This is a genomic window from Neobacillus sp. 204, from assembly GCF_046562815.1.
In the GTDB taxonomy this organism is placed as follows: Bacteria; Bacillota; Bacilli; order Bacillales; family Cytobacillaceae; genus Neobacillus.
In genome coordinates, this window is sequence record NZ_JBJORY010000004.1 from 251,604 (window position 1) to 278,003 (window position 26,400).

Annotated in this window: 29 protein-coding genes; 21 read left to right on the forward strand and 8 right to left on the reverse strand. The window is 38.9% G+C overall.

Annotation, left to right across the window (positions count from 1 at the left end; translation table 11 throughout):
• Nucleotides 1-71: 71 nt before the first annotated feature.
• The 5 genes from ACJ004_RS10635 to ACJ004_RS10655 all read left to right on the forward strand — a co-directional run bounded on the left by ACJ004_RS10635 (nucleotide 72) and on the right by ACJ004_RS10655 (nucleotide 5,842).
• A complete protein-coding gene (locus ACJ004_RS10635) occupies nucleotides 72-1,271 on the forward strand; it encodes an ornithine--oxo-acid transaminase (protein ID WP_410892894.1) in 1,200 nt (399 codons plus the stop codon).
• A 26-nt stretch (nucleotides 1,272-1,297) separates the two neighbouring features.
• Nucleotides 1,298-2,581, forward strand: coding sequence for a Glu/Leu/Phe/Val family dehydrogenase (locus ACJ004_RS10640; protein WP_410892895.1), 1,284 nt, complete (start codon nucleotides 1,298-1,300; stop codon nucleotides 2,579-2,581).
• A 116-nt stretch (nucleotides 2,582-2,697) separates the two neighbouring features.
• A complete protein-coding gene (locus ACJ004_RS10645) occupies nucleotides 2,698-3,861 on the forward strand; it encodes an iron-containing alcohol dehydrogenase (protein ID WP_410892896.1) in 1,164 nt (387 codons plus the stop codon).
• A gap of 120 nt (nucleotides 3,862-3,981) precedes the next feature.
• Nucleotides 3,982-5,328, forward strand: a complete 1,347-nt coding sequence (locus ACJ004_RS10650) for a glucose-6-phosphate isomerase (RefSeq protein ID WP_410892898.1) — start codon at nucleotides 3,982-3,984, stop codon at nucleotides 5,326-5,328.
• A gap of 106 nt (nucleotides 5,329-5,434) precedes the next feature.
• The gene (locus ACJ004_RS10655) at nucleotides 5,435-5,842 is read left to right on the forward strand and encodes a YugN-like family protein (RefSeq protein ID WP_410892900.1); all 408 of its coding nucleotides are present in this window, start codon (nucleotides 5,435-5,437) and stop codon (nucleotides 5,840-5,842) included.
• Between the two features lies 1 nt (nucleotide 5,843).
• On the opposite strand, the gene ACJ004_RS10660 is transcribed toward ACJ004_RS10655, so the two are convergent.
• Complete coding sequence (locus ACJ004_RS10660) at nucleotides 5,844-6,830, reverse strand: potassium channel family protein (protein WP_410892901.1); 987 nt, start codon at nucleotides 6,828-6,830, stop codon at nucleotides 5,844-5,846.
• A 240-nt stretch (nucleotides 6,831-7,070) separates the two neighbouring features.
• Here ACJ004_RS10660 and ACJ004_RS10665 point away from each other — a divergent pair, with 240 nt between their 5' ends.
• The 5 genes from ACJ004_RS10665 to ACJ004_RS10685 all read left to right on the forward strand — a co-directional run bounded on the left by ACJ004_RS10665 (nucleotide 7,071) and on the right by ACJ004_RS10685 (nucleotide 11,293).
• Nucleotides 7,071-7,232, forward strand: coding sequence for a Spo0E family sporulation regulatory protein-aspartic acid phosphatase (locus ACJ004_RS10665; protein WP_410892902.1), 162 nt, complete (start codon nucleotides 7,071-7,073; stop codon nucleotides 7,230-7,232).
• Between the two features lie 187 nt (nucleotides 7,233-7,419).
• Nucleotides 7,420-9,096 carry a DUF6044 family protein gene (locus tag ACJ004_RS10670; protein ID WP_410892903.1) on the forward strand — a complete coding sequence of 559 codons (1,677 nt, stop codon included), beginning with the start codon at nucleotides 7,420-7,422 and terminating at the stop codon, nucleotides 9,094-9,096.
• A 20-nt stretch (nucleotides 9,097-9,116) separates the two neighbouring features.
• Nucleotides 9,117-10,157 (forward strand): glycosyltransferase family 2 protein, encoded by a 1,041-nt coding sequence (locus ACJ004_RS10675; RefSeq protein WP_410893078.1) that lies wholly within the window; start codon nucleotides 9,117-9,119, stop codon nucleotides 10,155-10,157.
• On the forward strand, nucleotides 10,108-10,557 hold the full coding sequence (locus tag ACJ004_RS10680) for a GtrA family protein (protein ID WP_410892904.1): 450 nt from the start codon (nucleotides 10,108-10,110) through the stop codon (nucleotides 10,555-10,557). Before ACJ004_RS10675 ends, ACJ004_RS10680 begins: the two co-directional genes overlap by 50 nt.
• A gap of 109 nt (nucleotides 10,558-10,666) precedes the next feature.
• Complete coding sequence (locus ACJ004_RS10685; RefSeq protein ID WP_410892905.1) at nucleotides 10,667-11,293, forward strand: LysE family transporter; 627 nt, start codon at nucleotides 10,667-10,669, stop codon at nucleotides 11,291-11,293.
• Nucleotides 11,294-11,327: 34 nt separating this feature from the next.
• Here the strand turns inward: ACJ004_RS10685 and ACJ004_RS10690 are convergent, their stop codons facing one another.
• Both ACJ004_RS10690 and ACJ004_RS10695 read right to left on the reverse strand, forming a co-directional pair.
• A complete protein-coding gene (locus tag ACJ004_RS10690; RefSeq protein ID WP_410892906.1) occupies nucleotides 11,328-12,683 on the reverse strand; it encodes an amino acid permease in 1,356 nt (451 codons plus the stop codon).
• A gap of 17 nt (nucleotides 12,684-12,700) precedes the next feature.
• Nucleotides 12,701-12,862, reverse strand: coding sequence for a hypothetical protein (locus tag ACJ004_RS10695; RefSeq protein WP_410892907.1), 162 nt, complete (start codon nucleotides 12,860-12,862; stop codon nucleotides 12,701-12,703).
• 229 nt (nucleotides 12,863-13,091) lie between these two features.
• Here ACJ004_RS10695 and ACJ004_RS10700 point away from each other — a divergent pair, with 229 nt between their 5' ends.
• Nucleotides 13,092-13,853 (forward strand): yteA family sporulation protein, encoded by a 762-nt coding sequence (locus ACJ004_RS10700; RefSeq protein WP_410892908.1) that lies wholly within the window; start codon nucleotides 13,092-13,094, stop codon nucleotides 13,851-13,853.
• 146 nt (nucleotides 13,854-13,999) lie between these two features.
• On the opposite strand, the gene ACJ004_RS10705 is transcribed toward ACJ004_RS10700, so the two are convergent.
• A complete protein-coding gene (locus tag ACJ004_RS10705) occupies nucleotides 14,000-14,215 on the reverse strand; it encodes a YozQ family protein (protein ID WP_410892909.1) in 216 nt (71 codons plus the stop codon).
• A 101-nt stretch (nucleotides 14,216-14,316) separates the two neighbouring features.
• Between ACJ004_RS10705 and ACJ004_RS10710 the strand changes: the two genes are divergently transcribed.
• From ACJ004_RS10710 to ACJ004_RS10745, 8 genes are all read left to right on the forward strand, one after another.
• Complete coding sequence (locus ACJ004_RS10710; RefSeq protein ID WP_410892910.1) at nucleotides 14,317-14,454, forward strand: hypothetical protein; 138 nt, start codon at nucleotides 14,317-14,319, stop codon at nucleotides 14,452-14,454.
• 118 nt (nucleotides 14,455-14,572) lie between these two features.
• The gene (locus tag ACJ004_RS10715; protein WP_410892911.1) at nucleotides 14,573-15,469 is read left to right on the forward strand and encodes a cation diffusion facilitator family transporter; all 897 of its coding nucleotides are present in this window, start codon (nucleotides 14,573-14,575) and stop codon (nucleotides 15,467-15,469) included.
• A gap of 228 nt (nucleotides 15,470-15,697) precedes the next feature.
• Nucleotides 15,698-16,636: a magnesium transporter CorA family protein gene (locus ACJ004_RS10720; protein WP_410892913.1), complete on the forward strand. Its 939-nt coding sequence runs from the start codon at nucleotides 15,698-15,700 to the stop codon at nucleotides 16,634-16,636.
• Nucleotides 16,637-16,795: 159 nt separating this feature from the next.
• The gene (locus tag ACJ004_RS10725; RefSeq protein WP_410892914.1) at nucleotides 16,796-18,058 is read left to right on the forward strand and encodes a S8 family peptidase; all 1,263 of its coding nucleotides are present in this window, start codon (nucleotides 16,796-16,798) and stop codon (nucleotides 18,056-18,058) included.
• Nucleotides 18,059-18,204: 146 nt separating this feature from the next.
• Nucleotides 18,205-19,425 carry a tetratricopeptide repeat protein gene (locus ACJ004_RS10730; protein ID WP_410892916.1) on the forward strand — a complete coding sequence of 407 codons (1,221 nt, stop codon included), beginning with the start codon at nucleotides 18,205-18,207 and terminating at the stop codon, nucleotides 19,423-19,425.
• Nucleotides 19,426-19,444: 19 nt separating this feature from the next.
• A complete protein-coding gene (locus ACJ004_RS10735) occupies nucleotides 19,445-19,594 on the forward strand; it encodes a hypothetical protein (RefSeq protein WP_410892917.1) in 150 nt (49 codons plus the stop codon).
• A 106-nt stretch (nucleotides 19,595-19,700) separates the two neighbouring features.
• Entirely contained in the window at nucleotides 19,701-19,868 is a 168-nt protein-coding gene (locus ACJ004_RS10740; protein ID WP_410892918.1) for a hypothetical protein, read from the forward strand.
• 104 nt (nucleotides 19,869-19,972) lie between these two features.
• The gene (locus ACJ004_RS10745; RefSeq protein WP_410892919.1) at nucleotides 19,973-20,371 is read left to right on the forward strand and encodes a cytosolic protein; all 399 of its coding nucleotides are present in this window, start codon (nucleotides 19,973-19,975) and stop codon (nucleotides 20,369-20,371) included.
• 209 nt (nucleotides 20,372-20,580) lie between these two features.
• On the opposite strand, the gene ACJ004_RS10750 is transcribed toward ACJ004_RS10745, so the two are convergent.
• Nucleotides 20,581-21,558, reverse strand: a complete 978-nt coding sequence (locus tag ACJ004_RS10750) for an NERD domain-containing protein (RefSeq protein ID WP_410892920.1) — start codon at nucleotides 21,556-21,558, stop codon at nucleotides 20,581-20,583.
• Between the two features lie 311 nt (nucleotides 21,559-21,869).
• On the opposite strand from ACJ004_RS10750, the gene ACJ004_RS10755 reads away from it, so the two are divergent.
• Nucleotides 21,870-22,700, forward strand: a complete 831-nt coding sequence (locus tag ACJ004_RS10755) for a pirin family protein (RefSeq protein ID WP_410892921.1) — start codon at nucleotides 21,870-21,872, stop codon at nucleotides 22,698-22,700.
• A 102-nt stretch (nucleotides 22,701-22,802) separates the two neighbouring features.
• On the opposite strand, the gene ACJ004_RS10760 is transcribed toward ACJ004_RS10755, so the two are convergent.
• The 3 genes from ACJ004_RS10760 to ACJ004_RS10770 form a co-directional block, all read right to left on the reverse strand.
• On the reverse strand, nucleotides 22,803-24,314 hold the full coding sequence (locus ACJ004_RS10760; protein WP_410892923.1) for an MDR family MFS transporter: 1,512 nt from the start codon (nucleotides 24,312-24,314) through the stop codon (nucleotides 22,803-22,805).
• A 223-nt stretch (nucleotides 24,315-24,537) separates the two neighbouring features.
• Nucleotides 24,538-24,921, reverse strand: a complete 384-nt coding sequence (locus ACJ004_RS10765) for a VOC family protein (RefSeq protein ID WP_410892924.1) — start codon at nucleotides 24,919-24,921, stop codon at nucleotides 24,538-24,540.
• Between the two features lie 27 nt (nucleotides 24,922-24,948).
• A complete protein-coding gene (locus tag ACJ004_RS10770) occupies nucleotides 24,949-25,512 on the reverse strand; it encodes an NAD(P)/FAD-dependent oxidoreductase (protein WP_410892925.1) in 564 nt (187 codons plus the stop codon).
• Nucleotides 25,513-25,677: 165 nt separating this feature from the next.
• Here ACJ004_RS10770 and pxpB point away from each other — a divergent pair, with 165 nt between their 5' ends.
• Complete coding sequence (pxpB, locus tag ACJ004_RS10775) at nucleotides 25,678-26,400, forward strand: 5-oxoprolinase subunit PxpB (protein ID WP_410892926.1); 723 nt, start codon at nucleotides 25,678-25,680, stop codon at nucleotides 26,398-26,400.

Genomic DNA, 26,400 nt, shown 5'->3' on the forward strand with positions numbered 1-26,400 from the left:
CATTCTTTTTCCATGCTCGGCTACAATATAACTATATGTACATATTTTTGCGCTGAAACGGAGGATTTTTTATGACAACGAATGTGAATACGAATGAAATCATTGCTAAAACAGAGAAATTTGGAGCCACCAACTATCATCCGCTGCCAATTGTTATTGCTCGGGCAGAAGGTGTTTGGGTAGAGGATCCTGAAGGCAATAAATATATGGACATGCTTAGTGCCTATTCAGCTGTTAACCAAGGGCATCGTCATCCAAAAATTATTCAAGCGTTAAAAGATCAGGCAGATAAAGTTACATTAACATCTCGAGCATTCCACAATGACCAACTTGGCCCATGGTATGAAAAAGTTTGTCATTTAACAAAAAAAAATATGGTGCTGCCAATGAATACTGGGGCGGAAGCAGTGGAGACAGCTGTGAAGGCGGCACGACGCTGGAGCTATGATGTAAAAGGTGTGGCAGAAAACCAAGCAGAAATTATTGCTTGCATTGGCAACTTTCACGGGAGGACAATGACTGCTGTTTCCCTCTCATCTGAAGACGAATATAAACGCGGGTTTGGACCGATGCTGCCAGGGATCAAGCTTATCCCATATGGTGATTTAGAGGCATTAAAAGCTGCGATCACGCCTAATACGGCTGCATTCTTAATTGAACCGATTCAGGGTGAGGCAGGAATTGTGATTCCGCCTGAAGGCTTTATGAAGGCTGCCTCTGATTTATGTAAAGAAAACAATATTCTCTTTATTGCGGATGAAATTCAAGCAGGTTTGGCCCGAACCGGTAAAATGTTCGCCTGCGAGTGGGAAGAAATCGAACCGGATATGTATATCCTCGGGAAAGCCCTTGGCGGTGGCGTGTTCCCAATTTCCTGTGTCGTTGCTAACAAAGATATTTTAGGTGTATTTAATCCGGGATCACACGGTTCTACCTTTGGGGGAAATCCGATGGCATGTGCGGTTTCCATTGCGGCGCTAGATGTGCTTGTTGATGAAAAACTTGCTGAAAAATCGTTAGAACATGGCGAGTATTTTATAAACAAATTAAAAGAAATTAAAAATCCAATCATAAAAGATATTCGTGGCCGCGGCTTATTTATCGGTGTGGAACTAACCCAGCCTGCCCGCAAATACTGTGAGCAATTAAAAGAGCAAGGTCTATTGTGTAAGGAAACACATGACACGGTCATTCGTTTTGCTCCACCACTCGTCATTAGTAAAGAAGAATTGGACTGGGCTATAGAGAGGATTAATAACATACTTAGATAATAGTTAAATAAACTAGGGGTGCAAAAATGGGGATATATGATGTAACAAATAGTGGCGGTGAAAAGGATACAGAGAAATTAAACCTGCTCACATCAACACAGATTGTTATTCATGATGCATTAAAAAAGATGGGCTATAACGAAGAAATGTACGAATTATTGAAAGAACCATTACGAATGTCATATGTCAGAATTCCTGTGCGTATGGACGACGGTTCTACCAAAATATTTAACGGGTTTAGGGCTCAGCATAATGATGCGGTTGGACCAACTATGGGCGGAGTCCGTTTTCACCCTCAGGTGACGGCGACTGAGGTGAAGGCATTATCGATGTGGATGAGTTTGAAGTGTGGCATTGCTGACATACCCTTTGGCGGGGGAAAAGGTGCGATTCTTTGTAATCCACGAACGATGTCGTTTGGTGAACTTGAACGATTAAGCCGAGGTTTCGTACGTGCGATCAGTCAAATTGTTGGACCAACAAAGGATATCCCAGCACCTGATATGTACACCAATTCTCAGATTATGGCGTGGATGATGGATGAATACAGTCGTCTTCGCCAATATGGTTCTTCAGGTTTTATTACTGGCAAACCACTTGTACTAGGAGGGTCTGAGGGCCGGGAAAAAGCAGGTGCAAAGGGAGTAACCATCTGTATTGAGGAAGCAGCCAAAAAACGTGGAATTAACCTCAAGGGAGCCCGGGTCATTGTTCAAGGTTTTGGGAACGCTGGCAGTTATGTAGCAAAGTTTATGCATGATGCAGGGGCGATTGTAGTTGGTGTTTCTGATGTGTATGGTGCACTTTATAACCCAGATGGATTAAATATTAATTATCTGCTGGACCGCCGGGACAGCTTTGGGACAGTTACGACTCTTTTTGAGGGGACAATCACCAACAGAGAATTGCTCGAACAGGAATGTGATGTGTTGGTACCTGCAGCGATTTCTAATCAAATTACCGAAAAAAATGCTCACAACATCAGAGCGAGAATTGTTGTGGAAGCTGCTAATGGGCCGACGTCGCTGGAGGCAACAAAAATTCTTACAGAGCGTGGAATACTGCTCGTTCCAGATGTTTTAGCAGGAGCAGGTGGTGTCACTGTTTCCTATTTTGAATGGGTTCAAAATAAACAAGGTTTTTATTGGAGTGAAGAGGAAGTTGACGTGAAATTACGTAATAAACTTGTCAAATCATTTCATGATATTTACCAGCTTGCTCAAGATCACAACGTAAATATGCGCTTAGCGGCGTATATGATTGGCGTTAGAAAAATAGCAGAGGCCTCCTTGTTTAGAGGATGGGTATAAAAACTTCCTTGCATCACTCGTGGTGCAAGGAAGTTTTTTTCTGAGAACGGACCTAAGCTTTTGCAAAATAAACCATAATAACTAATAATGATAAAGTGAAAGGATGGTGTTTTGATTTGGAAAATTTTACTTTTTGGAATCCAACCAAATTAATTTTTGGAAAAGGTGAGTTGGATAAATTAAAAACTGAAGTGCCTCGTTATGGTAAAAAGGTTTTGGTTGTCTATGGCGGCGGCAGTATTAAACGAAGCGGCTTGTATGAAAATGTTATAAGCTTATTAGCTGAAATCGGAGCGGAGGTTTTTGAACTCCCTGGAGTGGAACCGAACCCACGGATTACTACCGCACGAAAAGGGGTAGAAATTTGTAAACAAGAAGGAATTGAATTCTTACTAGCGATTGGCGGCGGAAGTGTCATTGATTGTACAAAACTAATTGCTGCCGGTGCGAAATATGAAGGGGATGCCTGGGATCTAGTTATTAAAAAGGCGTTTGCAGAAGATGCACTTCCATTTGGAACTGTGTTAACTCTTGCGGCAACGGGATCAGAAATGAATGCCGGCTCTGTCATTACAAATTGGGAAACCAATGAAAAGTATGGCTGGGGCAGTGCAGTTACCTATCCAAAATTCTCTATTTTAGACCCTGTTAACACGTTTACAGTACCAAAGAATCAAACCATCTACGGAATTGTCGATATGATGTCGCATACGTTAGAACATTATTTTCACCTTGAAGACAATACTGATTATCAAGACCGCATGTGTGAATCTCTTCTGATTACGGTGATGGAAACAGCACCAAAATTACTCTCAGACCTAGAAAATTACCAGCACCGGGCAACGATACTGTACTGCGGTACGATGGCTCTCAATGGCGTCTTAAATATGGGCTATCGCGGCGATTGGGCTACTCATAATCTTGAACATGCGGTATCGGCCGTTTATGATATTCCACATGGCGGCGGGTTAGCTATCCTGTTTCCACATTGGATGAGGCATAATTTAGCGGTGAAGCCGGAACGCTTTAAACAGCTTGCCGTCCGGGTGTTTGGCGTAAATGCTGAAGGCAAGAGTGCTGAAGAAGTAGGACTTGAAGGTATTCAGAAGTTACGTGAGTTCTGGAATAGTATTGAAGCACCATCACGGTTAGCTGATTATGATATTGATGATTCAAAACTTGAATTAATGGCAGATAGAGCAATGGAAAACGGAGAATTTGGTAACTTTAAAAAGTTAAATCGTGAGGATGTTTTAGCTATTTATCGTGCATCCTTATAAAATATCGCATGCAAAGAAATTTGTCGAAAATGGGTACGCTTTCACTAGTGGACCTGCCTTGATAATCAGCCCATCATTCGTTAAAGTGGTTTATGTAAATAAAATTATGGAGGATCATGCATGACACACGTTCGTTTTGATTACTCAAAAGCTTTAACCTTTTTTGGAGAACATGAACTTACATATTTACGTGATGCCGTAAAAGTTGCTCATCATTCACTACATGAGCAAACAGGTGCAGGCAGTGACTTTTTAGGGTGGATTGACCTCCCAACCAATTATGATAAGGAAGAGTTCTCACGTATTCAAAAATCTGCTGATAAAATCAAAGCTGATTCTGATATTCTTCTTGTGATTGGGATTGGCGGATCTTACCTTGGAGCACGAGCTGCAATTGAAATGCTTCAGCATAGTTTCTATAACGTACTTCCAAAAGAAAAACGAAACACACCTCAAGTTATTTTTGTTGGTAATAATATTAGCTCTACTTATATGAGAGATTTAATCGACCTTCTTGATGGAAAGGACTTCTCTATTAATGTCATTTCCAAATCAGGAACAACGACAGAACCAGCGATCGCTTTCCGTATTTTCCGTAAGCTTCTTGAAGAAAAATACGGTCAAGTTGAGGCGCGTAAACGAATCTATGCGACAACGGACAAAGCAAGAGGTGCTTTAAAGACTTTAGCAACAGAAGAAGGCTATGAGACTTTCGTGATTGCTGATGACATAGGCGGACGTTATTCTGTTCTTACAGCAGTTGGTTTGCTTCCGATCGCAGTAAGCGGGGCAAACATTACGAAAATCATGGAAGGTGCCCAACAAGCACAAGCAGACTTTGGCCATTCCGAGCTTGAAGATAATGCTGCTTACCAATATGCTGCTGTTCGAAATGTATTGTACAATAAAGGCAAAACAATTGAAATGCTGATTAATTATGAGCCCGGCTTGCAATATTTTTCAGAGTGGTGGAAACAGTTATTTGGAGAAAGTGAAGGAAAAGATCAAAAAGGTATTTATCCTTCCTCAGCAAACTTCTCTACTGACCTTCACTCACTTGGACAATATGTTCAAGAAGGGCGTCGTGATTTATTTGAAACCATCATTAAAGTTGAAAGCCCACGTCACGAGCTAAAAATTGAAGCTGTCGAAAATGACTTAGATGGTTTGAATTATCTAGCAGGACAAACGGTTGATTTTGTTAATAATAAGGCATTTCAAGGGACAATGCTTGCCCATACAGATGGCGGTGTGCCGAACTTAATTGTTACCATTCCAGCGATGGAGGAGTATACATTAGGTTACTTGGTTTATTTCTTTGAAAAGGCTTGTGCGATGAGCGGCTACTTGCTTGGAGTGAATCCTTTCGATCAGCCTGGTGTTGAGGCATATAAAGTAAATATGTTTGCACTCTTAGGTAAACCGGGATATGAAGAGAAAAAGGCAGAATTAGAAAAACGATTATAATCTTACAGAAAAGAGAATTGATGAGGTATGAATCAGTTCTCTTTTTTTTATTGAAATGATTTGATTTGGAGAAACTAATTCTATCGATGATTAGGGGGTAATGTTTATGATTGAGTTACCATCAAAGATAGAAGGGAAGCAGTTTGATTTATTTGAACTTGAAAAAAAATTAAAACCAATCGGTTATACGATTGGAGGAAATTGGGATTATGACCATGGTGCTTTTGATTATAAGCTGAATGATGAAGATGGCTATCAATTCATGCGGCTGCCATTTCAAGCAGTCGATGGTCAATTGGATGCTAACAATTGTACTGTTAAGTTAGGAAGACCATTCCTCTTGTCCCATCAATATGAAGCAGGGCTTGATGACGAAGGAAGTTCAGGTACCTTCTCAGGGACCTTAAATCAATTTCAGGAGCCTGTTGATAAGGATGCGAGCATTCCGGAGAAATATAGAGATTCTGGGAAAGCATTGGTACAGGAATTAGAAATGCTTCTTCTAACGGATTAATCTATTTAAAAATTAATAATTGATCATTCTCTTCGATTGGCAAGGAGTGGGATGGATTCAGTAATGTTTCCTCCCCTCTTTGAATTCCAATTAGAAGATAACCCTTTTTTAATAATAGATGGCAAACATCGCTGAAGGGCTTACCAATATCAGGTTGCTCCGCTAGATAAGACGACAATTTACTTTCCTGTAACTCATGGACAATGTTTGATAAAAGTCCATTCCCATTGGAGTGCAGACTATTTACCATAAATACACTCGTTAATTTATTTGATTGAATTACTTCATCTGCTCCGGCTCTATAGGCATTAATTACTTGTTCTGCAGTTAATATTTCAACGATGCATTTTACTTGGGAATAGATTCCTTTAATAGTCAGCAAGGTAAGTATACTATTCATATCTGCTTGTAGTTCATCGTTTCCTCTATCAGCTGTAATTAGCACTTTCTCCGCGTTATTAATATCACTTTTGACAATGGTTTCATCTACATGACCTTTCCCTTGGATAAAGTGGACAAACCTTGATTTAACTGGGTTTGCTTCAAGAGTTTCATCTATTAAAACAACCATTTGTGGATATTTTGAAGTTGTAAGTTTACTTATTAGTTCTTTCGATCGTTCATTCCAGCCGATAATGATGATATGTCCCGTGCCTTTATAAGCAATTCTCCCTTCAGAAAGAGCATCTTGTTTTGTGACAGCAGCAGCGGCCAATGTTCCAAAATAGGAAGAAACAAATCCCACACCTAATAGGATTAAGATTAATGCTGTTATCCTGCCTAAGAAGGAATGTGGGACATAATCACCATATCCTACCGTTGATGCAGTAATAATGGCCCACCAGATGCCATCAAAAATGGTAGGAAACGTGTTAGGTTCTAAAAAATGAATGGATATTCCAAATGAGAGAAACACAAGCAATGCCATTAATAAAATTCGAATAAGAAGCGGTAAACGCAAGAAGCTGATATAAACTCTGTTCGGCACGATCGTCACCTCTTTCTTGTGTTTTAGCCTCACCACTGAGATTAGGTGCTGAAACAGTTATTCCTATTATTAACGAAAATGAATCAATCTAATAGGCCTATTTGATAAATTTGACAATAGGTCAATGTTCACAAAAAATACCAACATTTTTTTCGAAGCTACTTGTTTTTAATGCCTAAAACTTATAAATTATGATTATTACCATAAATACGGTTTCAACATAGAAAGAGGGTTGGTTTCATGGGGATTAGTTTAAATACGCTATTATCAAAAATTGAAAAAACAAGGTCAGAAATGGTTGAATTAGCGCATCGTTACGGTTATTCTAATCCGAATGTAGTCCTATGTAGCCAGAAGCTCGATTCTCTATTAAATGTCTATGAAAATTTTGGAAAGCAATAATATAGGTCCATAAAATAAACCTTCCGTTTGGAAGGTTTTTTATTTTGTAAAAATGGGAGTTTCCGCTTTATAGTGCATCGTCTATACGGTAACTTATTTATCAATGAATGGGAATAATATTTAACCTTTAAGCAAAGTTTAAAACGGAATTATCCTTTTTAAGTCTTGACCCTTGAGGTGAAGAAGAGTGCTTATTGAATCCAAAAAAGAGCAAAGATACATCATCTTTGCATTGCTTGTCATAGTGGTCTACCTTTCTCCACTATTTATTCTCCAGGAAAATGCCCATATACGCGTTCATGATAATCTTGATTCAAACCTGGCCTGGTACAAGGTATTAGCGAGAAGTGGAGAAATGTTCGGCTCTGTAAATGCGACCATTCCCCAAATAATAAATGGACAGTTATCGAGAAATGCATTTGGAACCGAATACAGTATCATTGTCTGGCTCTATGCACTTTTCCCAACAATGATTGCCTATGGTATAAGCCAAGCTCTAACAAGAATCGTTGCATTTTTTGGGATGTATTGGCTCTTAAAAAAGCACTTTCTACCAGGTGAGAAGTGGCTGTTTTTACAAATTGGAACGGCTCTCGCCTTTGCCCTGACTCCATTTTGGCCGTCAGGGATGCTGAGTACGTTGGGGATGCCGCTTGCACTTTGGGCATTTCTTAACATTCGTAATGGCGAGGGTTCTTGGAAGGATTATTTGGTACTCACTCTATTACCTTTTTACGCCAGCATTGTTTTAGGCTTTTTCTTTTTCTTAACAGCGATGGGTTTCTTGTGGGTAACAGATTGTTTCAGAAGGAAGGGATGGAACCCTCGCTTTTTGTTAGCAATTGTTTATATGACAGTCATTTTTATGTTGGTTGAATATCGACTCATTTTTTCATTTCTATTAGTTGATGAACCAAATAGTCGGGATGAATACTTTTATGCTGCCCTGCCTTTTTGGAGATGCGTAAGGCTTGTTTTTAAGAATTACCTGCTTGGACACACCCATGTGATGACTGTTCATACACTGTTTATTTTACCCCCCATCTTTATTGCCATTTATCTGGTCTTATTGAAAAAGCTATGGAATCAGGAAAAGCTCTTTGTTTTTTTATTCATTTTAAATATTTTGTTATCAATCTGGTATGCTTTTTGGTTTTATAAAGGATGGTTGCCAATAGCCAAACGATTCCATTTTTTGGCTACCTTTAATTTCGCCCGCTATCACTTTTTACGGCCGATGGTTATTTATGCAGGCTTTGCCCTTGCATTAAAAATTCTCACGCTTCAAGGGAAGGGCTGGGCTAGGACAGCTAAGTGGTATCTCGTCTTGCAACTCCTCATATTGGGACTATTTAATGATGAAATCATTTATCAACAAAAGCCCACTGTCAAAGAATTTTATGCTGTGGAAATGTTTCGCGAGATAGAGGAGTATATCGCACTTCCAAAGGAAAAATATCGTGTTGCTAGTATTGGAATACATCCAGCCGTCGCTCAATATAACGGGTTTTACACACTGGATACCTATAATAATTTTTATCCATTAGCCTATAAACATCAGTTTAGGAAAATAATTGAAAAGGAATTGGCAAAAAATAAAAGGGTCCGTAAATATTTTGATAAATGGGGCGGCCGTTGTTACATTTTTACAGCACAGCTTGGAAAACATTATATGATCAAAAAAGATTCTAAACTTCATTTGAACCATTTAGAGTTGAATACCAATGTCTTTAAAAAAATGGGCGGCCGCTATATATTTTCGGCGCTGCCAATCGATAATGCCAAGAAAAATCAATTATTGTTAGTAAAAGTATTCGAATCGAGAACATCTGCATGGAAAATTTACTTGTATGAAACTTTGTAGACAGCGGGGGGTTTAAACAGATAATGGAAACAGTTCTTACAATTGTTGTACCTTGCTATAACGAAGAGGAGGTTTTACCTGTAACCATTGCTCAGCTTCATCAATTGTTGAAGGAGTTGATTAACGATAGGCTGGTTTCGAAACAAAGCAAAATCTTATTTGTCGATGACGGTAGTCGAGATCGAACCTGGGAATTGATTTATAAAGAGGGATTAAGAAATGAGTTTGTACGGGGCTTGAAGCTATCCAGAAATGTAGGTCACCAAAATGCACTACTTGCTGGTTTATTTACAGCAAAGGAGCTTTCTGATTGTGTTGTCTCCATCGATGCAGACTTACAGGATGATATCCAAGTAATCCGTGAGTTTGTCCTGAAGTTTCATGAAGGGTATGAGATTGTTTATGGTGTTCGTAAAGGGCGTGATACGGATACTTTCTTTAAACGAAGTACTGCCCAAGGATTTTATAAGATCATGGAAAAAATGGGTGTTGACTTCATCTATAATCATGCAGATTTTCGATTAATGAGTAAACGAGCAGTTCAAGAGTTAGAACGATTTGGCGAAGTAAATATATTTTTACGGGGGATTGTCCCTCTCATTGGCTTTCGATCGGAAGTAGTTTATTATGACAGGCTTGAGCGGCAAGCGGGTGAGACGAAATATCCTTTAAAAAAGATGCTCGCTTTTGCTTTCGACGGGATTACTTCCTTTTCTATTTCGCCAATTCGTTTTGTAATGGTCATGGGGTTAGCCTCATTTTTCTTGAGTCTAATCTTTGGAGTCTATTTTTTGACGCTAAAGTTTTTTGGGGATACCGAGACGGGCTGGACGTCGCTGATTACCTCGATTTGGCTTATTGGCGGTTTGCAATTAATTGCGATTGGATTGATTGGAGAGTATATAGGGAAAATTTATAAAGAATCAAAACAGCGTCCAAAGTATATTGTTGATATTGATTCCTTTAATCTGCCAATACCAAGGCACCATTTGCTTAATCAAACAGTAGAGGATGAGTTTTATAATCTGGACCTTAGACAGATATCTGAAACCAACAACTAACTCACTTGTCCGATTTCTCTTAGTAGGTGTTGTGAACACATTTATTGGTTTGGTTCTTATGTTCTTTTTGCTTAACGTTGCGGGCTTATCCTATTGGACATCCACGTTTACAGGAAATGCAATCGGGGCTTGTTTCAGCTTTTTATTAAATAGAACTTTTACGTTTAAAAGCAATGTTTCATTCCATAAAGGTCTACCGAGATTTTTCGTAATTATTCTTATTTGTTATTTCTCAGCTTATTTCTGTAGTGAGAAATTACTCGAGTGGACAAATCAATTTTATTTACTTAGCACGTATACAAAGGAAAATGCATCAATTTTATTAGGCAGTACTTTGTATTCAATGTCCAATTATCTTGGACAAAAGTACTTTGTTTTCAAAAGCATAAAAACAGCCTAAGAGCTTCCTGAAAATTAGGAAGCTCTATTTATTTTTTAGTGGTACAAACCTATTTCTCCGAATAAAAATTATAGACAGGCTTTTATTCATTTAGCAGGGAGAGATATGGATGAATGTATTTTTGAGTTATATACTGTTAGGATTATCGCTGGCTGCTCCGATTGGTCCAATTAATGCTGCACAAATTGACAGGGGCATAAGGAACGGTTTTATGAATTCGTGGCTTATAGGGGTAGGGGCTGTCATTGCAGATGGCGTTTATATGCTGGTTGTTTATATAGGAGTAGTCCAGTTTCTTGAAACTGCCTTTATGCAAACCTTTCTTTGGTTTTTTGGCTGTTTTGTCCTCATGTACACAGGTATAGAGACCTTTATGAATGCGGGAAAGATTCATTTAGAGCATTCCAGAGGAAAGGAACCACTGATAAAATCATTTTTTTCAGGATTTCTTATGTCGATCTCTAATCCATTAACGATTCTATTTTGGTTAGGAATTTATGGGTCTGTCCTTGCGAAAACAGCTGCAACGTCTAATCCGAGCCAATTAGTCCTGTACAGCAGTGCGATTTTTATGGGTCTGTTGACTTGGGATATTGCGATGGCTAGTATATCGAGCAGCTTCCGTAAATTCTTAACCCCCCGATTTCTTGTTGGGATTTCTTGCCTGTCTGGTCTTTCATTAATAGGATTTGGGATATATTTCGGAATGCAAGCGTTTAATCTGTTATATCGATAACAAAAAAACCAGCGAAAAAATCGCTGGATTTTTACTATGCCGTCGGCCATGGGCTAAGAACTTTTTTCTTAGTTTTTTTCCATTTTGCCTGCATGATTAAGGTAATCACTCCAATGACTCCAAGAAAGGCTAAGCTAATAAAAAAGCCAGGTCTGCTTGTTTTGTGAAAAAGGGTACCACTGACGGCAATTAAAATAAAGATGGCGCCAATTACATACATAATTTTTTCCTTCAGTTTTAACTCTAATATTTTTCGAGAGGATGCCAGAATAAAGAGCCAATTATAAAGAAGCATTAATGCGGCACCAGTTGTAACCCACTCATAGATTTTATTAGGCAGTACTAAGGCCGATACGACCGAGGCAGTAATACCTAACATGGTAACTAGCAGGGATGCTAGTGGGACCTTTAATTTCCCCTTCTTTGAAAAGCTCGCAGGTGCATCGCCTTCTTCTCCAAGGGTAACAAGCACGCTTGTTACACCATAAAGAGAAGCAGTCATGGTCGAAAATCCTGCAATAATTAATGTAGCATTAAAAAAATGAGGAACAAAAGTAAGGTGGTAAGCGTTTAAGGCAACAACAAAGGTACTTTCCTTTGTGTTAAATTGATTCCAAGGAACAATAAGGACAGCAAGTCCAATCGAGACTACATATATAATCATCAGTGTAAATAACATTACTTTTCCGGCTTTAGGCGCTTCCTTTGGATCCTTCAATTTCGTTGCCATTAAGCCTAAAATCTCAATCCCGCCAAAGGCATAGAAGGCAAAAATAACAGATGACCATAAGCCTTTTATGCCATGAGGAAATATATCCTTCCGGCTATTCGGATATTGAATGGGACGGTCCCCATCGATCACACCAAAAATGGCCAAAAAGGCAATCACGATAAACATTAAGATGGCTGAGATTTTTAAGATCGCTAGAATGTTTTCGAGCTTATTTAATACCTTTACTCCGATTAAAATCACGGCTAAACCAAGGACGGCGTAAATAGTTGCAAATATCCATAACGGTACTTTTGGCAGCCAGAAACGGGAAAAAATCGAGAGCGCCGTCATTTGGCTTCCCATGATTAACACCTCTGAGGACCAGTAGACCCAGCCGCTGCTAAAACCGGCCCATCTTCCATAGGCCTTCTTTGCATACGATCTAAACCCACCTTGTAAGGGTTCTTGGGATGTCATTTTTGACAAAGCATCATAGACGAAATACGTACCAAGGGCAGCGATCATAAACGCTGCTAAAATCGATGGACCTGTCATCTTAATCGCTAAACCTGAGCCAAGGAAGAACCCTGTTCCAATGGTACAGCCCACCCCAAATAAAGAAAGCTGCCACCATTTCATGTTATTTTTTTCATCCCCACCCGATTTGGATTTACTCATCGAAATTCTCCTTTAATTTACAAATCTCGACCGGCAGCTCCTGGCGATTTGTCGGTATTATCTTGATTATTATATTCGGCATCATTAAGTCCCGGTTTTTGGTTTTTGTTCCCTCCTAAATATTCGGCACGATGCTCCTTTTGCTCTTGTTTAAATTTGTCAAAATTTTCATTAACCACATAATCTCCTCATTTCTCCTAGTTTTGATATAACTTAAGATACTCGCCCAAACAATTCTTATTCAGTGAAATATCACTGCATTCGTTAGGTTTTTGATGGAATTAAATTTTCATTACATAATCAACCACGAAAATAATGAAAATAGAAAGGAACTATAAAAACAATAATCATAAATGTGAAATAGATGGAGTATTAATAATTGGCTTTTCAATGAAAGGGGTTTAGCACATGTTATCGACACAGCAGTTAGCTGAGTTACGTTTACAATTGTTACAGGAAAAGAGTGAGCTAAAAGAACATATAGAACAAAATGATCATTTTGGTTTAGAAAGAGGACATTCTCATGAGTCGATGGGAGAGTTATCCAGTTATGATAACCATCCAGCCGACGATGGAACAGAATTATATGAACGTGAGAAAGATATTGCCTTAAATGAACATTATCAATTTGCAATAAGAAATATAGATCACGCATTAGAAGCGATGGAAAATGGCACCTATGGGACCTGTGAAGTATGCGGCAAGGAAATTCCGCTAGAACGTTTGCAGGCATTGCCAAACACGACCTATTGTATCGATCACAGCCCTGATCAGGTTACTTCACATAAACGACCAGTCGAAGAAGGAGTCCTCATGCCTCCATTTGGTAAATTTGATATGGATGAAAAGGATGAGAATGTAGCTTTTGATGCAGAAGATTCCTGGCAGACCGTTGCTGCATGGGGAACATCCGAGACCCCGTCTGATTTAGCCTTTCCACAGAGTACTTATAATGATATTTACACTGAAGCCGATGAAAATTTAGGCTACGTCGAGGATTTTGAAAATTTTGTTGGCAATGACATGTATGGAAATAATATTAAGGTTTATCCGAATCCGCAGCATGAACATTATGAAGATGCCCTTGATGAGGAAGGAATCATGTCCAGCTTTGGTGATTTACCCGCCTTTGAGCACGACGCTTATGTTGATGATGATGATAAAAAATGAGGACACAAAAAGAGAAAACAGCTTTCGAGCGAGAGCTGTTTTCTCTGATTTTCGCTGATAGGAAAGTATAACTTTCCAATCAGGCATAAGTGCAACTTCGCCTCTGTCTTCGCCCTAAGGGGCTCGCCAGTTGACGAGTTTTCTAATTATTTATCGTAGCCTTTTTGTGGAATTGGGATATCTTCACCGTTTATATTATCAATGACAGCCCCAATCTCACCTTCCTTATACGTGTCACTGGCTTGCTCATGGGTAGTTGCTAGCCCAGCAGAAAGGTTATCCGTTTCTTGGTAATAACTTGGATGATAGAAGCTGCCTGCCACTTCTTTCTTTGGGTTTGCTTTCTGATTCTTCTTGTCCATCCTGTATTCCTCCCTTTTATTGTTTGATACAAGGGTATTTTTTTCTTTTTTTAACAGGATTACTCCTACTAAAAAATAAATCTCAGGAAGGAGGTATTGTAATGAACAAAAAAAATGAGTTTCCATCACGGGAAGAATTAGACGAGGCCTTTCATTTTCTCCATGACCAAATTAACAAAATTTCCGTAGTTGAAGAAGTTGAAATGGTTAAAGAAGAAAATGAGGGCCATGAAGGATAAGTTGTTACATGTTTTGCATTACTCCAACATAGCTTGAAGCGGTCAAGACTTTTTCTCTAGACCCATCTAGGTTGCGTTTGCTATGATTTCTAGAGGTATTTTTAAAGGTGGTTTACTTATGGAAATGAGAGAAACTCTGGCTAAAAAAGTGGCCTGGATTAGTGTAATCAGTAACGTTATTCTTACGTTAGGGAAAATATTCATTGGATTAGTTGGGAATAGTGACGCGGTTTTCGCCGATGGTATTCACTCAGCTGCCGATGTCTTTGCCTCAGTGATTGTCCTGTTAGTCATAAAAATTGCCAATAAGCCTGCTGATAATGAACATCCCTATGGGCATGGCAAAGCAGAAGTAATTGTATCTGGCATTATTGGGATATTGCTTTTTCTTGTCGCCATTTATGTGGTTTATGAAGGCATTAGCGGTTTCTTTCATGAAGTGGAATCGCCGAGTTTATTGGCGATGTGGGTGGCCCTATTTTCCTATGTAACTAAGATTATTTTGTATCGAAGTTCTTTAAAGGTTGCAAAACAAAATAAGAGTAAGGCTATCGAGGCCATTGCATTTGATCATAAAGCAGATATTGTTGCATCGATTGCGGCTGCAGTCGGGGTGCTCCTTTCCATAGCCGGTAGCCGCTTTGATATCCACTTTTTACTTTACGGTGATAAAGCTGCCAGTATTTTTGTAGCTTATTTAATTTTTAAAATCGCCAAGGAAATGTTAACAGAGGCATTTGATATTTTACTTGAACGTAACATTAATTCAGAGACACTTCAGGAATATGTCGCAGTTGTAAAAGAGTTTAATGAAGTAAAACGAATTGACCGAATCCGAGCAAGAGAACTTGGTCATTATGTATTGGTGGATTTACGAATCTCGATTGATCACTATAAAACCATCAAGCAAGGTCACGACCTGGCAAAAGCAATCAAACAAAAACTGATGGATAAAAACGATAACATTCAGGAAGTTCTAATTCATTTAAACCCCTTTTTTTCAGAAGATGAATAAATCCAAAAAAACTCCTTTGTACTTTAGGGGATTTGGGTTTATGATAGGATAGGAAATATAAAAAGTTAGAGGAGTTGATATTTTTGAGTTATTCCGTAGACCCGGACCCAAGTAGTAGGCGAGGGGAAGTCAATGTGATCTTTGAATGGATTGAACCCGATATCAAGAATATCAACTCTAGAAAAGGTTGTTGGCTTCCTCGAACAAAGTGAGTGAGGAGGTTAAGTCATGTTGGAAATTTTTAAAAGTACAGAGTCAAAAGTTTTAGAAAAGGTAGATGTCATTTCAAAAGGGTGCTGGGTGAATATGTATTCCCCAACACAAGATGAAATCAATAAGGTATCGATGGAAGCTCAAGTCGATGTGGATATTATTAAAGATGCTCTCGATGATGAAGAGCGTCCGAGGATTGAACGAGATGATGGCCGAGTTTACATCATTGTCGACTTTCCCTATATCGTTCATGATGAAAATGGGTTTGCTGGGTATGAGACGATTCCAATCGGTATTATTCTTACAGATGAATGTATCATTACCGTTTCCTTAAAAGATACTCCAATTTTAGAGGAATTCCGAAAAAACAGGGTAAAAGAATTTTTTACGTTTAAAAAGACGCGTTTTGCTCTGCAAATACTATTTGTTATTTCTTCGTACTATCTACGTTATTTAAAACAAATTAACAAGAAGACCAATGAAATTGAACATGTCGTTCATCAGTCATTGAAAAATAAAGAGCTGTTCGCCTTTCTTGCTTTAGAGAAAAGTTTGGTTTATTTTACCACTTCCCTAAAGTCAAATAAGGTTGTCCTCGATAAGATCCTGCGTTTTAACTATTTAAAAATGTATGAAGAGGACAAGGACTTATTAGAAGACGTTATTATTGAAAAAACACAGGCGATTGAAATGGCCGAAACCTATCGCTCGATTTTAACAGGAATGATGAATGCCTTCGCATCCATTATTTCAAATAACTTAAATATTGTAATGAAGTTCTTAACTTCAATTACCATTATCTTATCCTTTCCAACGATGGTTGCAAGCTTTTACGGTATGAATGTTGACATCCCCTTCCAGCATGCTACCCATTCGTATGCTATACCACTAATAATCTCTGCATTTTTAACGAGTTTAACAGCTTTTGTTTTTTGGAAAAAGAAATATTTCTAGAAACCAGTCCTTATTGGGCTGGTTTTTTAATAACTTTTTTCAAGTTTCTGAAAATTTTCCCAACTTTATTAACCGTATATGGTCATAATTATCCTTGTTCTTTGAATAGGCTTAATTGTCAGCGCAAGGGCTGTAACTAAAGTTGAGGGGAGTTTCTGGATGAGAAAAAGAAGAATTCTTGGATCAGCACTACTTAGTTTTGTAATGGGGATTTCAATGTTTGCAACGGCCGCATTTGGGCAGCAAACAAGTAATCAGGAAAGCTATCGGGTGTTAATTCATGGCCCAGCCAATGAAAAGGCAAAAGCAAAAGCAAGCTTTGGGGTCCGCTGGGACTTTGAAAGCAAGGGATTTACAACCACTGTTAATGCACAACAATATCAAGCACTATTAAATAACAAGAATTTAACCATTGAGAGGTTACCAGAATTACAGTTTATATCAAATACAGAATTAGCGGCACGGCCTAAAGTGACAGCAGTTTCAGGACCTAGTGATCAAACACCATGGGGCATTCAAGCCATTTATAATGATCCAGCTATTACGAAAACTTTAGGTGGAAATGGAATTAAGGTTGCGGTCCTTGATACGGGTGTAAATGTTAGTCATGTTGATTTAACTAGCAATGTTGAACAATGTAAGGATTTTTCCCAAAGTAAAACCCCTTTAGTTGAGGGGAGCTGTGTTGATGGCAATGGCCATGGAACACATGTCTCCGGAACAGTTCTTGCTAACGGTGGAAGTTCTGGTCAAGGAATTTACGGGGTGGCACCGGAAGCAAAACTTTGGTCTTATAAAGTATTAAACAATCGTGGCAGTGGTTATTCCGATGATATTGCTACAGCCATTCGTAAGGTGGCGGATGAAGCAACAAGGACTGGTTCCCATGTGATTATTTCGATGTCGCTTGGGTCAAGCGTAAAAGATTCCCTCATATCCAGTGCTGTTGATTATGCCTATGGTAAGGGTGTACTAATTGTCGCAGCTGCTGGAAATGACGGTCCTGCTAGCAATACGATTGGATATCCTGGTGGATTAGCGAATGTTGTTGCGGTTGCTGCTTTAGAAAATGTTCAGGAAAATACTACCTATCGTATCGCTGATTTTTCATCGCGAGGGAATCCAAATACCGATGGTGACTATGTGATTCAAGAGCGTGATGTAGAAGTCTCCGCACCTGGCAGAGCGATTGAATCGACATGGAAGGACGGAGGGTACAACACCATTAGTGGAACGTCGATGGCGACACCGCATGTCTCAGGGCTTGCAGCCAAGATTTGGGCAGCCAATCCTTCCTGGTCAAATTTACAGCTTCGGTCAGAACTTCAAAATCGTGCAAAGTTATATGATATTAAAGGCGGATCCGGATCAGCAACGGGAGATGATTACGCATCTGGCTTCGGTTTTCCGAGGGTTAAGTAATATACTTTCAAGGGTCATTAGGTCATTTTACCTAATGGCCCTTGAAATATGTAGTCTAAATTTTAAAAATAATAAGAAAAATACTGTTGGGAACACTCCGTTTGATGTAAAATAAGGAAAAAAAGGAAGGGTAGACTGGTGGCAATATGGAATATGGAGCCCTGATTAAATTCTACCGTACTCAAAGAGGGATAACGCAAGCAGAACTATCTAAGGGAATTTGCTCTGTCCCACATTTAAGTAAAATTGAGAACAACTCAAAAGAAGCAAATGAAGCGACGATTTCTCTTTTGCTGAAGCGTTTAAATATCGGCCTTGAAGAGATGGAAGAGAAAGAAGAAGAAATCAAAATATTACTAAAGAAACTAGACGAGAAGATTAACTTTTATCTAAGGGATGAAATAGAAGAAAATTATCAAAAACTCGTGGAAATGGAACACCTTATTCCCTTCTCCAAATTTATTTATATCTACGAGTTATATAAGTTTCGATATTTAATTTTTAAAGGCCAAGTTGATGAGGCCGATAGTCAACGAGCTCTTTTATACAAGCAAAAGAAAAATTTTTCCCAACATGAAGACTATTTATTTCGCTATTATAATGCGATATTCTTAATGTGGAAGGGTCAATATCAGACTGCAGATGATATCCTCGATGCCTTACATACAGAAAATAATAAAGAAACGATGAGTGGAGAATTTCTTTACCACCGATCACTCGTAAAAAGTTCACTTGAGCACTCAGGACATGCCATCCATTTTGGTAAGATGGCACTGCAAATATTCATGAATCAGCACAACTTCATCAGAATTCTTCACACCCTTATGCTACTAGGAATTAATTATACCCATTCCAATATTTACGAAGAAGCCCAAGAGTGTTTTCAACATTTAATCCGCAATGCAGAATTACTAAGAAAAGAAAAATTACTTCCCCAAATCTATCATAATATGGGCCATTTGCAATTTAAAATGAAGAATGCAAAGGAAGCGCTATACTATTATGAAAAAAGTTTGGCCATGCAGCCGAACAAAAACCATCACTATCTAGTAACTTTATATGCAATCGGGGAGCTTCATCATTCTCTTAAATCATTAGAGAAAGCGAAACTTTGTTTCCAAGAAGTTACCTTTTTATCAAAAGAACTGTCCGTAAAAAAGTATCGAATCTTAGCAGATTTTTATCTTCTTCTCCTCACATCTCCTGTAAAAGCGTTCAAATATTTGGAAGCGAAAGTCATTCCTTACTTTGAAGAGAAAAAAGAACATAGTGATGACTTAACCCACTTTTATAAAATGCTTGCAGACTATTACAATCAGAAGGGTATGGTTTGCGATGCAGTAAGATATTTAAATAAAATAATCTAATTATTGGGAGGCAATTTTCATGAAAAAGTTTGTTGTCCTATTGTTTTCTATCTCACTGATTGCACTGTTCACCACAACGAAGGAAGTGAAAGTGTCAACATCAACGACTGAAGTGGCCAGTTCAACTGAGGATATAATGAACCATCCCATTCAACCACCAATTGGATGATTGTAAATCCCTGAATCTATCAGGGATTTTTTTTTGAAGATTGGAATGTTAATTAATAATTACGCAGACAATACGAAGAAATTATGATTATGAAGAGGTGCCTGGTATGAAAACAAAAGACAAGAAGCAATCTCAGAGGGAAATTGGGAGTAAATCTCCCCAAGACCTATATGGACTTGAGCCAAAAATGAGCTTACAGTCGGTAAACTTTGCTCCTGGTGAAAATACACACCTAAATGAGCATTTTGAAGGTGAAGATAAGCAGTGTGATTAATATCGTTTTTTTCATTTTGAGATGAGAAGGAATGAAACCAGCTGGAAGTAGGGCATGCTAAAAGCATATGTTTTTTATTACTGTAAAGTTGTAAGGAGGAAATTATGAAATCATTTGTTGTTGGATTCCATCAGGAAGATAATGTTGATAGCATGCAAATTCAAAAACTCAGTCAAGAAGATTTTACGAAAGCAACAGAAGGCGGAACAAGGCATTTATTTGAACTCGATACAAACATTGGCCTATTTGTGTTTTTTGATGCAGAAGACATAGACGGAGACCTTTCTTATATGGTGTTGCATTATGAAGAAGATAATGAAGATCCTGTCGGGTGCTATTCCTTCCAGTTGAAGGACTTTTATGAATTTATGGCGTTATTCTTAAATGACATGGAGTTTAATGAGGAGCCTGATGATGAAGACCAAGAAGAATATGGTCCAATTCATCATTTAGCCCATCTTCTGTTCCATGTATTTGAAGCAGGCAAGGATCTAGAAGTTTAAAGTGTGTGTATTTTTGGGGAAAAATGCTCGCTTACTGCAAAATATATCGGTAAGGACACCTAATTTAGGTGTCCTTTATTGATTTTTGATCGCTACTCTTAAAGTTTAAGCAGTATTTTTTTGCTCTATCAGCGAATTTTTGTGGTCAATCAGCGAATTTGTCCATTCAATCAGCGGATTTTAATTTTAATCGACTTTGCATCTAGAAATTAATACCAGGGGATCATTTTTGGAAAATAAGAACGGTATCTGTTATTCCCAGAGAATTGGAAGTTACAGGATTGTAGTAATCTTTTTGCCGTATCATGTGATTTTATTTGGGTAAATTCCCGAAACTGCTTATTTGTTATCGTCGGACCAAACAGGAGAAAATAATCCTTCAGTGCGTTAATATATGCATCTTTTGAAAAAGTTCCGCAGGAAGGGCAGAACCAATTTTGGTTTTTACGAATTAGCGAATGATTAGAGCAGAAAGGACAGTGGACGCCCGTTAATAGGTCGGTGCTTTGAATTCCGTATTTTTTTAATATATAGCTTGTGGGAAGGGTATTCATTTTTACTAAGAGGCGGCAAAGCTTCCGGAGGTCTTTGGCAGTCAGCAGCGGATTCGAATATTGATTCTCTAAAAGGGTAATTTTGTTTAAGAAAACATCGGATTTACATACATGTGGTTTAACTCTGTTGGCGTGTCTTCCTGTAACTGTATAGGAGGTATACCCATTGCTGATAACCACCAAATATTTAACTGGGACGGGAGGAAAATGATGAGCAGCAAGAAGTTTCTGTAAATATTTCTGATGTCTTTCCGCCTGAGCTATGGGATAGGGTAGTCCTTTTTCATTTCCATTGTTGATTTGAATTAACTGTTCATTTTCCGTATCGAAAATTAACTTTCCAGCCATATTTTTTACATCAATTGCTAGGATAAATTCAGGTATTAGAAGGAGAGTATCTATTTGGCAGTTGTAGTCACCATCAGGAAGGTTTAAATCGTGGAGAATCATATATTTTTGATGCGGAAGCTCACGATAATAGTAATCGAGCGATTTCTCACCTTGATAACCGGCCTGTCTCCTTCCAAGCTCTACTAAAATCTGTTGGTACTTTTGGTGATTGTGGGGAAGACGCCGCAGTAAAGCTTCTAAAATAAGCATAATTAATGGTTTTGCCCTTTCTTTGATTATCAAAATAATCACTCCTCTCGTTTTAAGAATAAATTCTCATAAAAGGAATGAAAATCCTGCTGAATATAATCGATTCTTGTAAAATATTTTTTTAATATAATTCTATCAGCGAATTTAAGTGGTCAATCAGCGAATTTGTCCAATCTATCAGCGAATTTACCTGGTCAATCAGCGAATTTTGCCATTCTATCAGCGAATTTTAAATTTTGCCCTGATTCAAGAAGTTGACCAATGCATCAGATTTGATAAACCAAGTAAATAACGATACCATTATTTTGAATTAAGGACTGCTTTTAAGAAGGAGGGTTAAACAAATGCTACAAAGGCGTATTGAGCGTGTTTGGACCGTTCAGCATCACCAGCATAGTTCGATTCACACGGCAGGAATGGTATTAGATCCCCAAAAAATGAAGGAGTCTGATCCTTTCCTTTTTCTCGCAGAGGATTTTTTTAAAAAAGGTACGTTTGATTTTCACCCGCATCGCGGGATTGAAACCGTGACCTATGTGATTGAGGGCAAACTGGAGCACCAGGATAATAAAGCGGGCCGAGGCGAACTTGAGCCTGGTGATGTCCAGTGGATGACCGCAGGAAGAGGCGTGATTCATATCGAGGACCCAGCGGAAGGGGAGACCGTACATTCCTTGCAGTTATGGGTGAACCTGCCTCGTGAACATAAAATGGCAGAACCCCGTTATCAAAATCTCCGTGCCAAAGACATGCCAGTGCGTGAAGAGGATGGGGCACGAATTAGGATCTTTTCCGGGTCATCTGGCGGCATTCAATCCACTACCAAAAATTATGTACCTGTGACAATGGTTGAAATAAATTTGCAGCCAGGAGCATCCGTTACCCAAGACCTCCCCGGAGACTACTATGGCTTCATGTATGTTTTAGAAGGGAAAGGTCAGTTTGGAAAAACTAAGACTGAGGCTGAAAAAGGTCATGTTCTACTGCTAGAAAAGGGTGAAGAAGGACAACAGAGTGAAGTGACTATGACCGCGAAAGAGCCACTTCGCGTATTGTTATATGCAGGAAAACCACTGAATGAGCCCATAGTTGCCAGAGGGCCTTTCGTCATGAACACGGAGGAAGAAATTCGCCAAGCCTACCGTGACTACATGGCCGGTAAGTTTGCAGAATAATAAACATAAGCACTTGGGACAAGAACGCCCAAGTGCTTATGTTTTGTTAGAAAAAATTTATTGTTTATAACATGGATGCTGCTAAACGGGCGCCTCCACTTTTTATCCTTTTGCTGATTTTTTACTAACTACTACCCGGGCATTGCCCATGAAAAAGATCGTAACTGCTGCAATTCCAATCGGAATCAGTGTTAGTAAAAAGGTATGGGTAATCGAAGCGGACATAGCATGAATAATTTTATCCAAAATAAAATCTGGAATTTTCGAGCGTTCACTTGCTTGGAAGATTTGGCGCGGATCGCCCATTTTAAAATCTCCCGCCCCTTGCATGCCTTTAAACGCATCTTTCAGTTTATCTGTAAATAAGTTGTTCTGCAGGGAGCCATAAATCGTTACTCCCAGTGTCATTCCAAATGACCGTAAAAATGAGTTTGTAGAGTTCGCAGTCCCGCGATATTGCGGTTCCAGATTGTGCATTGATGCAGTTGGCAGCAAGGAGAATGAAAAACCAACTCCAAAGCCGACCAAAATCATATAGATTGTCAGCAGCCAGCGCGCCGTATCAACAGTCAAGGTCCCAAGGCAGTACATACCAATAACATATGAAATAATCGAAACAATCATTAAATTACGGTAGGACGTTTTCGTTAAGAAAATCCCGCCCACCGAACTCCCGGCAACAGAACCGAGCATCATCGGTGTCAAGATCAATCCGGCATTCTTAGCCGACCCGCCGTAGACAGCTTGAACGAAGATTGGGATAAATACCGTTAAGATAATAAACGTTCCGCCATATAAAAAGGACAGGATTTGCGAGGTAGCAAATAGTCGTCTTTTGAACAGCCAAAGCGGTAAAATCGGTTCAGCAGCCTTAAACTCAGCAATGAAAAAGGCAACAAAAAAGACGAAGAAACTTGCAAATAAACCGATGATAGGAGTAGAATCCCAAGCGTATTCTTTCCCGCCTAGTTCAAGCGCAAACATCAAGCTAACAACCGAAATGACCAGTGTAATTGCACCAAGCCAATCAACTTTTTGCTTGGAGTGCTGCAATGATTCATGATAATAACGAACAATTAAAAAGATCGAAACAATTCCAATTGGTACGTTCACATAGAAAACCCAATGCCAACTAATATAATCGGTTATGTACGCACCAAGTAACGGTCCCAATACACTGGATGCCCCAAAAACCGCTCCAAGCAAACCGGTCATTTTCCCGCGGTTCTCAGGTGGAAAAATATCAAAAACGATCGTAAAGGCAATTGGCATCAAAGCACCGCCGCCGATTCCCTGAATCGCACGATAAATACTGAGTTGAATGATATCTTGGGCCACACCACATAAGGCCGAGCCAATCAGAAAGACGATTAATCCAAATATAAAAAAGCGTTTCCGTCCGTACATATCAGATAACTTTCCGAAAATAGGCATTCCTGCCATTACCGCAACCATATAGGCAGAAGTAACCCAAATAAATTTATCAAAGCCGCCAAGGTCTGAAACAATAGTCGCCATCGCCGTTGCCACGATCGTATTGTCCATAGCTGCCATTAAAATCGCTAACAGTAAACCTGCAACCACCGGCTTAAGATTCGTGTCTTTTTTGATCATATAATTTCCCCTTACTCTAGTAAAATGATAAGTAATGAATACGCTCCTTCTATGTATTTTAAAATATTTAGTATGATAACCATGGTTATTGATAATCAAGCTACACCAATTTTAAAAGGCAGGGTTTAGACTGTCAATTTTTATGTAAAAGGCATCTTGTATTCACAAGGGAACAAAAGGGACTCAGCAGCTGAGTCCCTTAATTCATTTTCCTATCTTAGAGCTATCGTTGGAAAAACTCGACCTTTTCACCATCAGGGCCTTGCACAAAGAAATTACGATACCCGTTCGGGAGTGTCACGATCTCATCACTAATGAAAACTACGTTGACGCCCTTTAAACGATCGAATTCCTCTTCTATATCATCCACCAAGAAGGCGACGTGATTGACTTTCCCTTCTGCAGGAAAATCTCCATTACCACCATATACTAATTCTAATTCTGTCTCGTCTGAACTTTGGAATCCAAGGAAGGCTAAGGTTATGGTACCATTTGCAATCGTAAATCGATCTTTTAACTCCAGACCAACTATTTCTTGATAAAACCGAAGTGAGGCATCAAGGTCGTTTACCATGACCCCAACATGGTCCATTTTCTTAACAGCCATTTGTCTTCCCCCTTTTATGTAACCTTTTTAGGCTTTTAACACATCATGGTCAACATAGCGTGTACCGTTAATTTCACTGATAACATTTATGGCTACCTTGGCACCGTCGCCAGCAGTAATAATAGTGTGCATACTCACACCAGCGACTGTCCCAGCAGCCCAAATGCCGTCAATATTTGTTTTCCCAGCAGCATCAACGGCAAATACTGTCTTGATTCTTGGCTCTGTTCCTGGCTTTGTTGTTAAGCCAGATGCTTCAGCAAGATCAACAGACATGCCAGTAGCAAGGATAACATGTTTAGCTTCAAATTCCCCTTGTTCAGTTTCAACTTTCAAACCATTCTCCGTTTTGCTGATGTTGGATACCGTAGCTTGAACGATTTCAGCGCCAAATTTAGTTGCTTGTTTTTTTCCAGTTTCAACAAGATCTGGTCCAGTAATTTCTGCAACCCCATAATGATTTTCAATCCATGCTCTCTTCGTCACGCTTTTATCATTATCGATAACCAATGTTTTCTTTCCAGCTTTCGCAGTAAAAAGGGCAGCACTTGCACCAGTTGGTCCAGCACCCACAATTAATACATCAAACATATCGTTAACCTCCAATATATTGAAAATTTGATTTCAAAATAAGATTAGCGTAAATAGAAACATAAGTAAAATCAACTGCCTATTATTTTAGTGAAAATATTTGAATTTTTATAATAAACAAATTACTCTAGAGTAAGCAGCCAAAAAAAGAGGAGAACGATAGAAATGGATATTCAGCCATTAGGTGATGTAGCCATTCGAATTTGTTTTGGTGAAGGGATTAATGAAGGGATTCACCAACGAGTTCAACGCTTTACTTCTAAGCTACAATTCGCAAACATTCCCGGGATTATTGAATGGGTGCCTGCCTATAATTCCATCGCTATTTATTATCGCCCTGAAATGATTAGCTTCCAGATGTTAGTAGAAAAAGTGGAAAAAATATATCACACTTCAACAGGTATTGCTCCTCTTCAACCTAGTGTCTATGAGATTCCTGTTTATTATGGTGGTGAAACGGGTCAGGATCTCCCCTTTATTGCCCAATATCACCAGATAAGTGAGGATGAAGTTATCTCTCTTCATGCTGATAAAGAATACTTAATTTATATGGTTGGCTTTGTTCCAGGCTTTCCCTATCTTGGTGGACTTTCACCAAAGTTAGCGGTTCCAAGACTGGAACATCCTCGTCCTAGGGTGCCAGCTGGATCGGTTGGGATTGGGGGAGAACAAACAGGTATCTATCCGTCAGAGGTACCTTCTGGATGGCAGATAATTGGCCTTACACCCGTTAAGCTATTTGACATGGATGCCACGCAACCTTTTTTATTGTCGGCTGGAAACTATATTAAATTTTTCCCAATCGATGGGCAAGAGTATCAACGGATAAAGAAGTTAGTAGATGATAAGAAATACACGCTGTCTAAATATGTAAATAAAGAAGGTTGA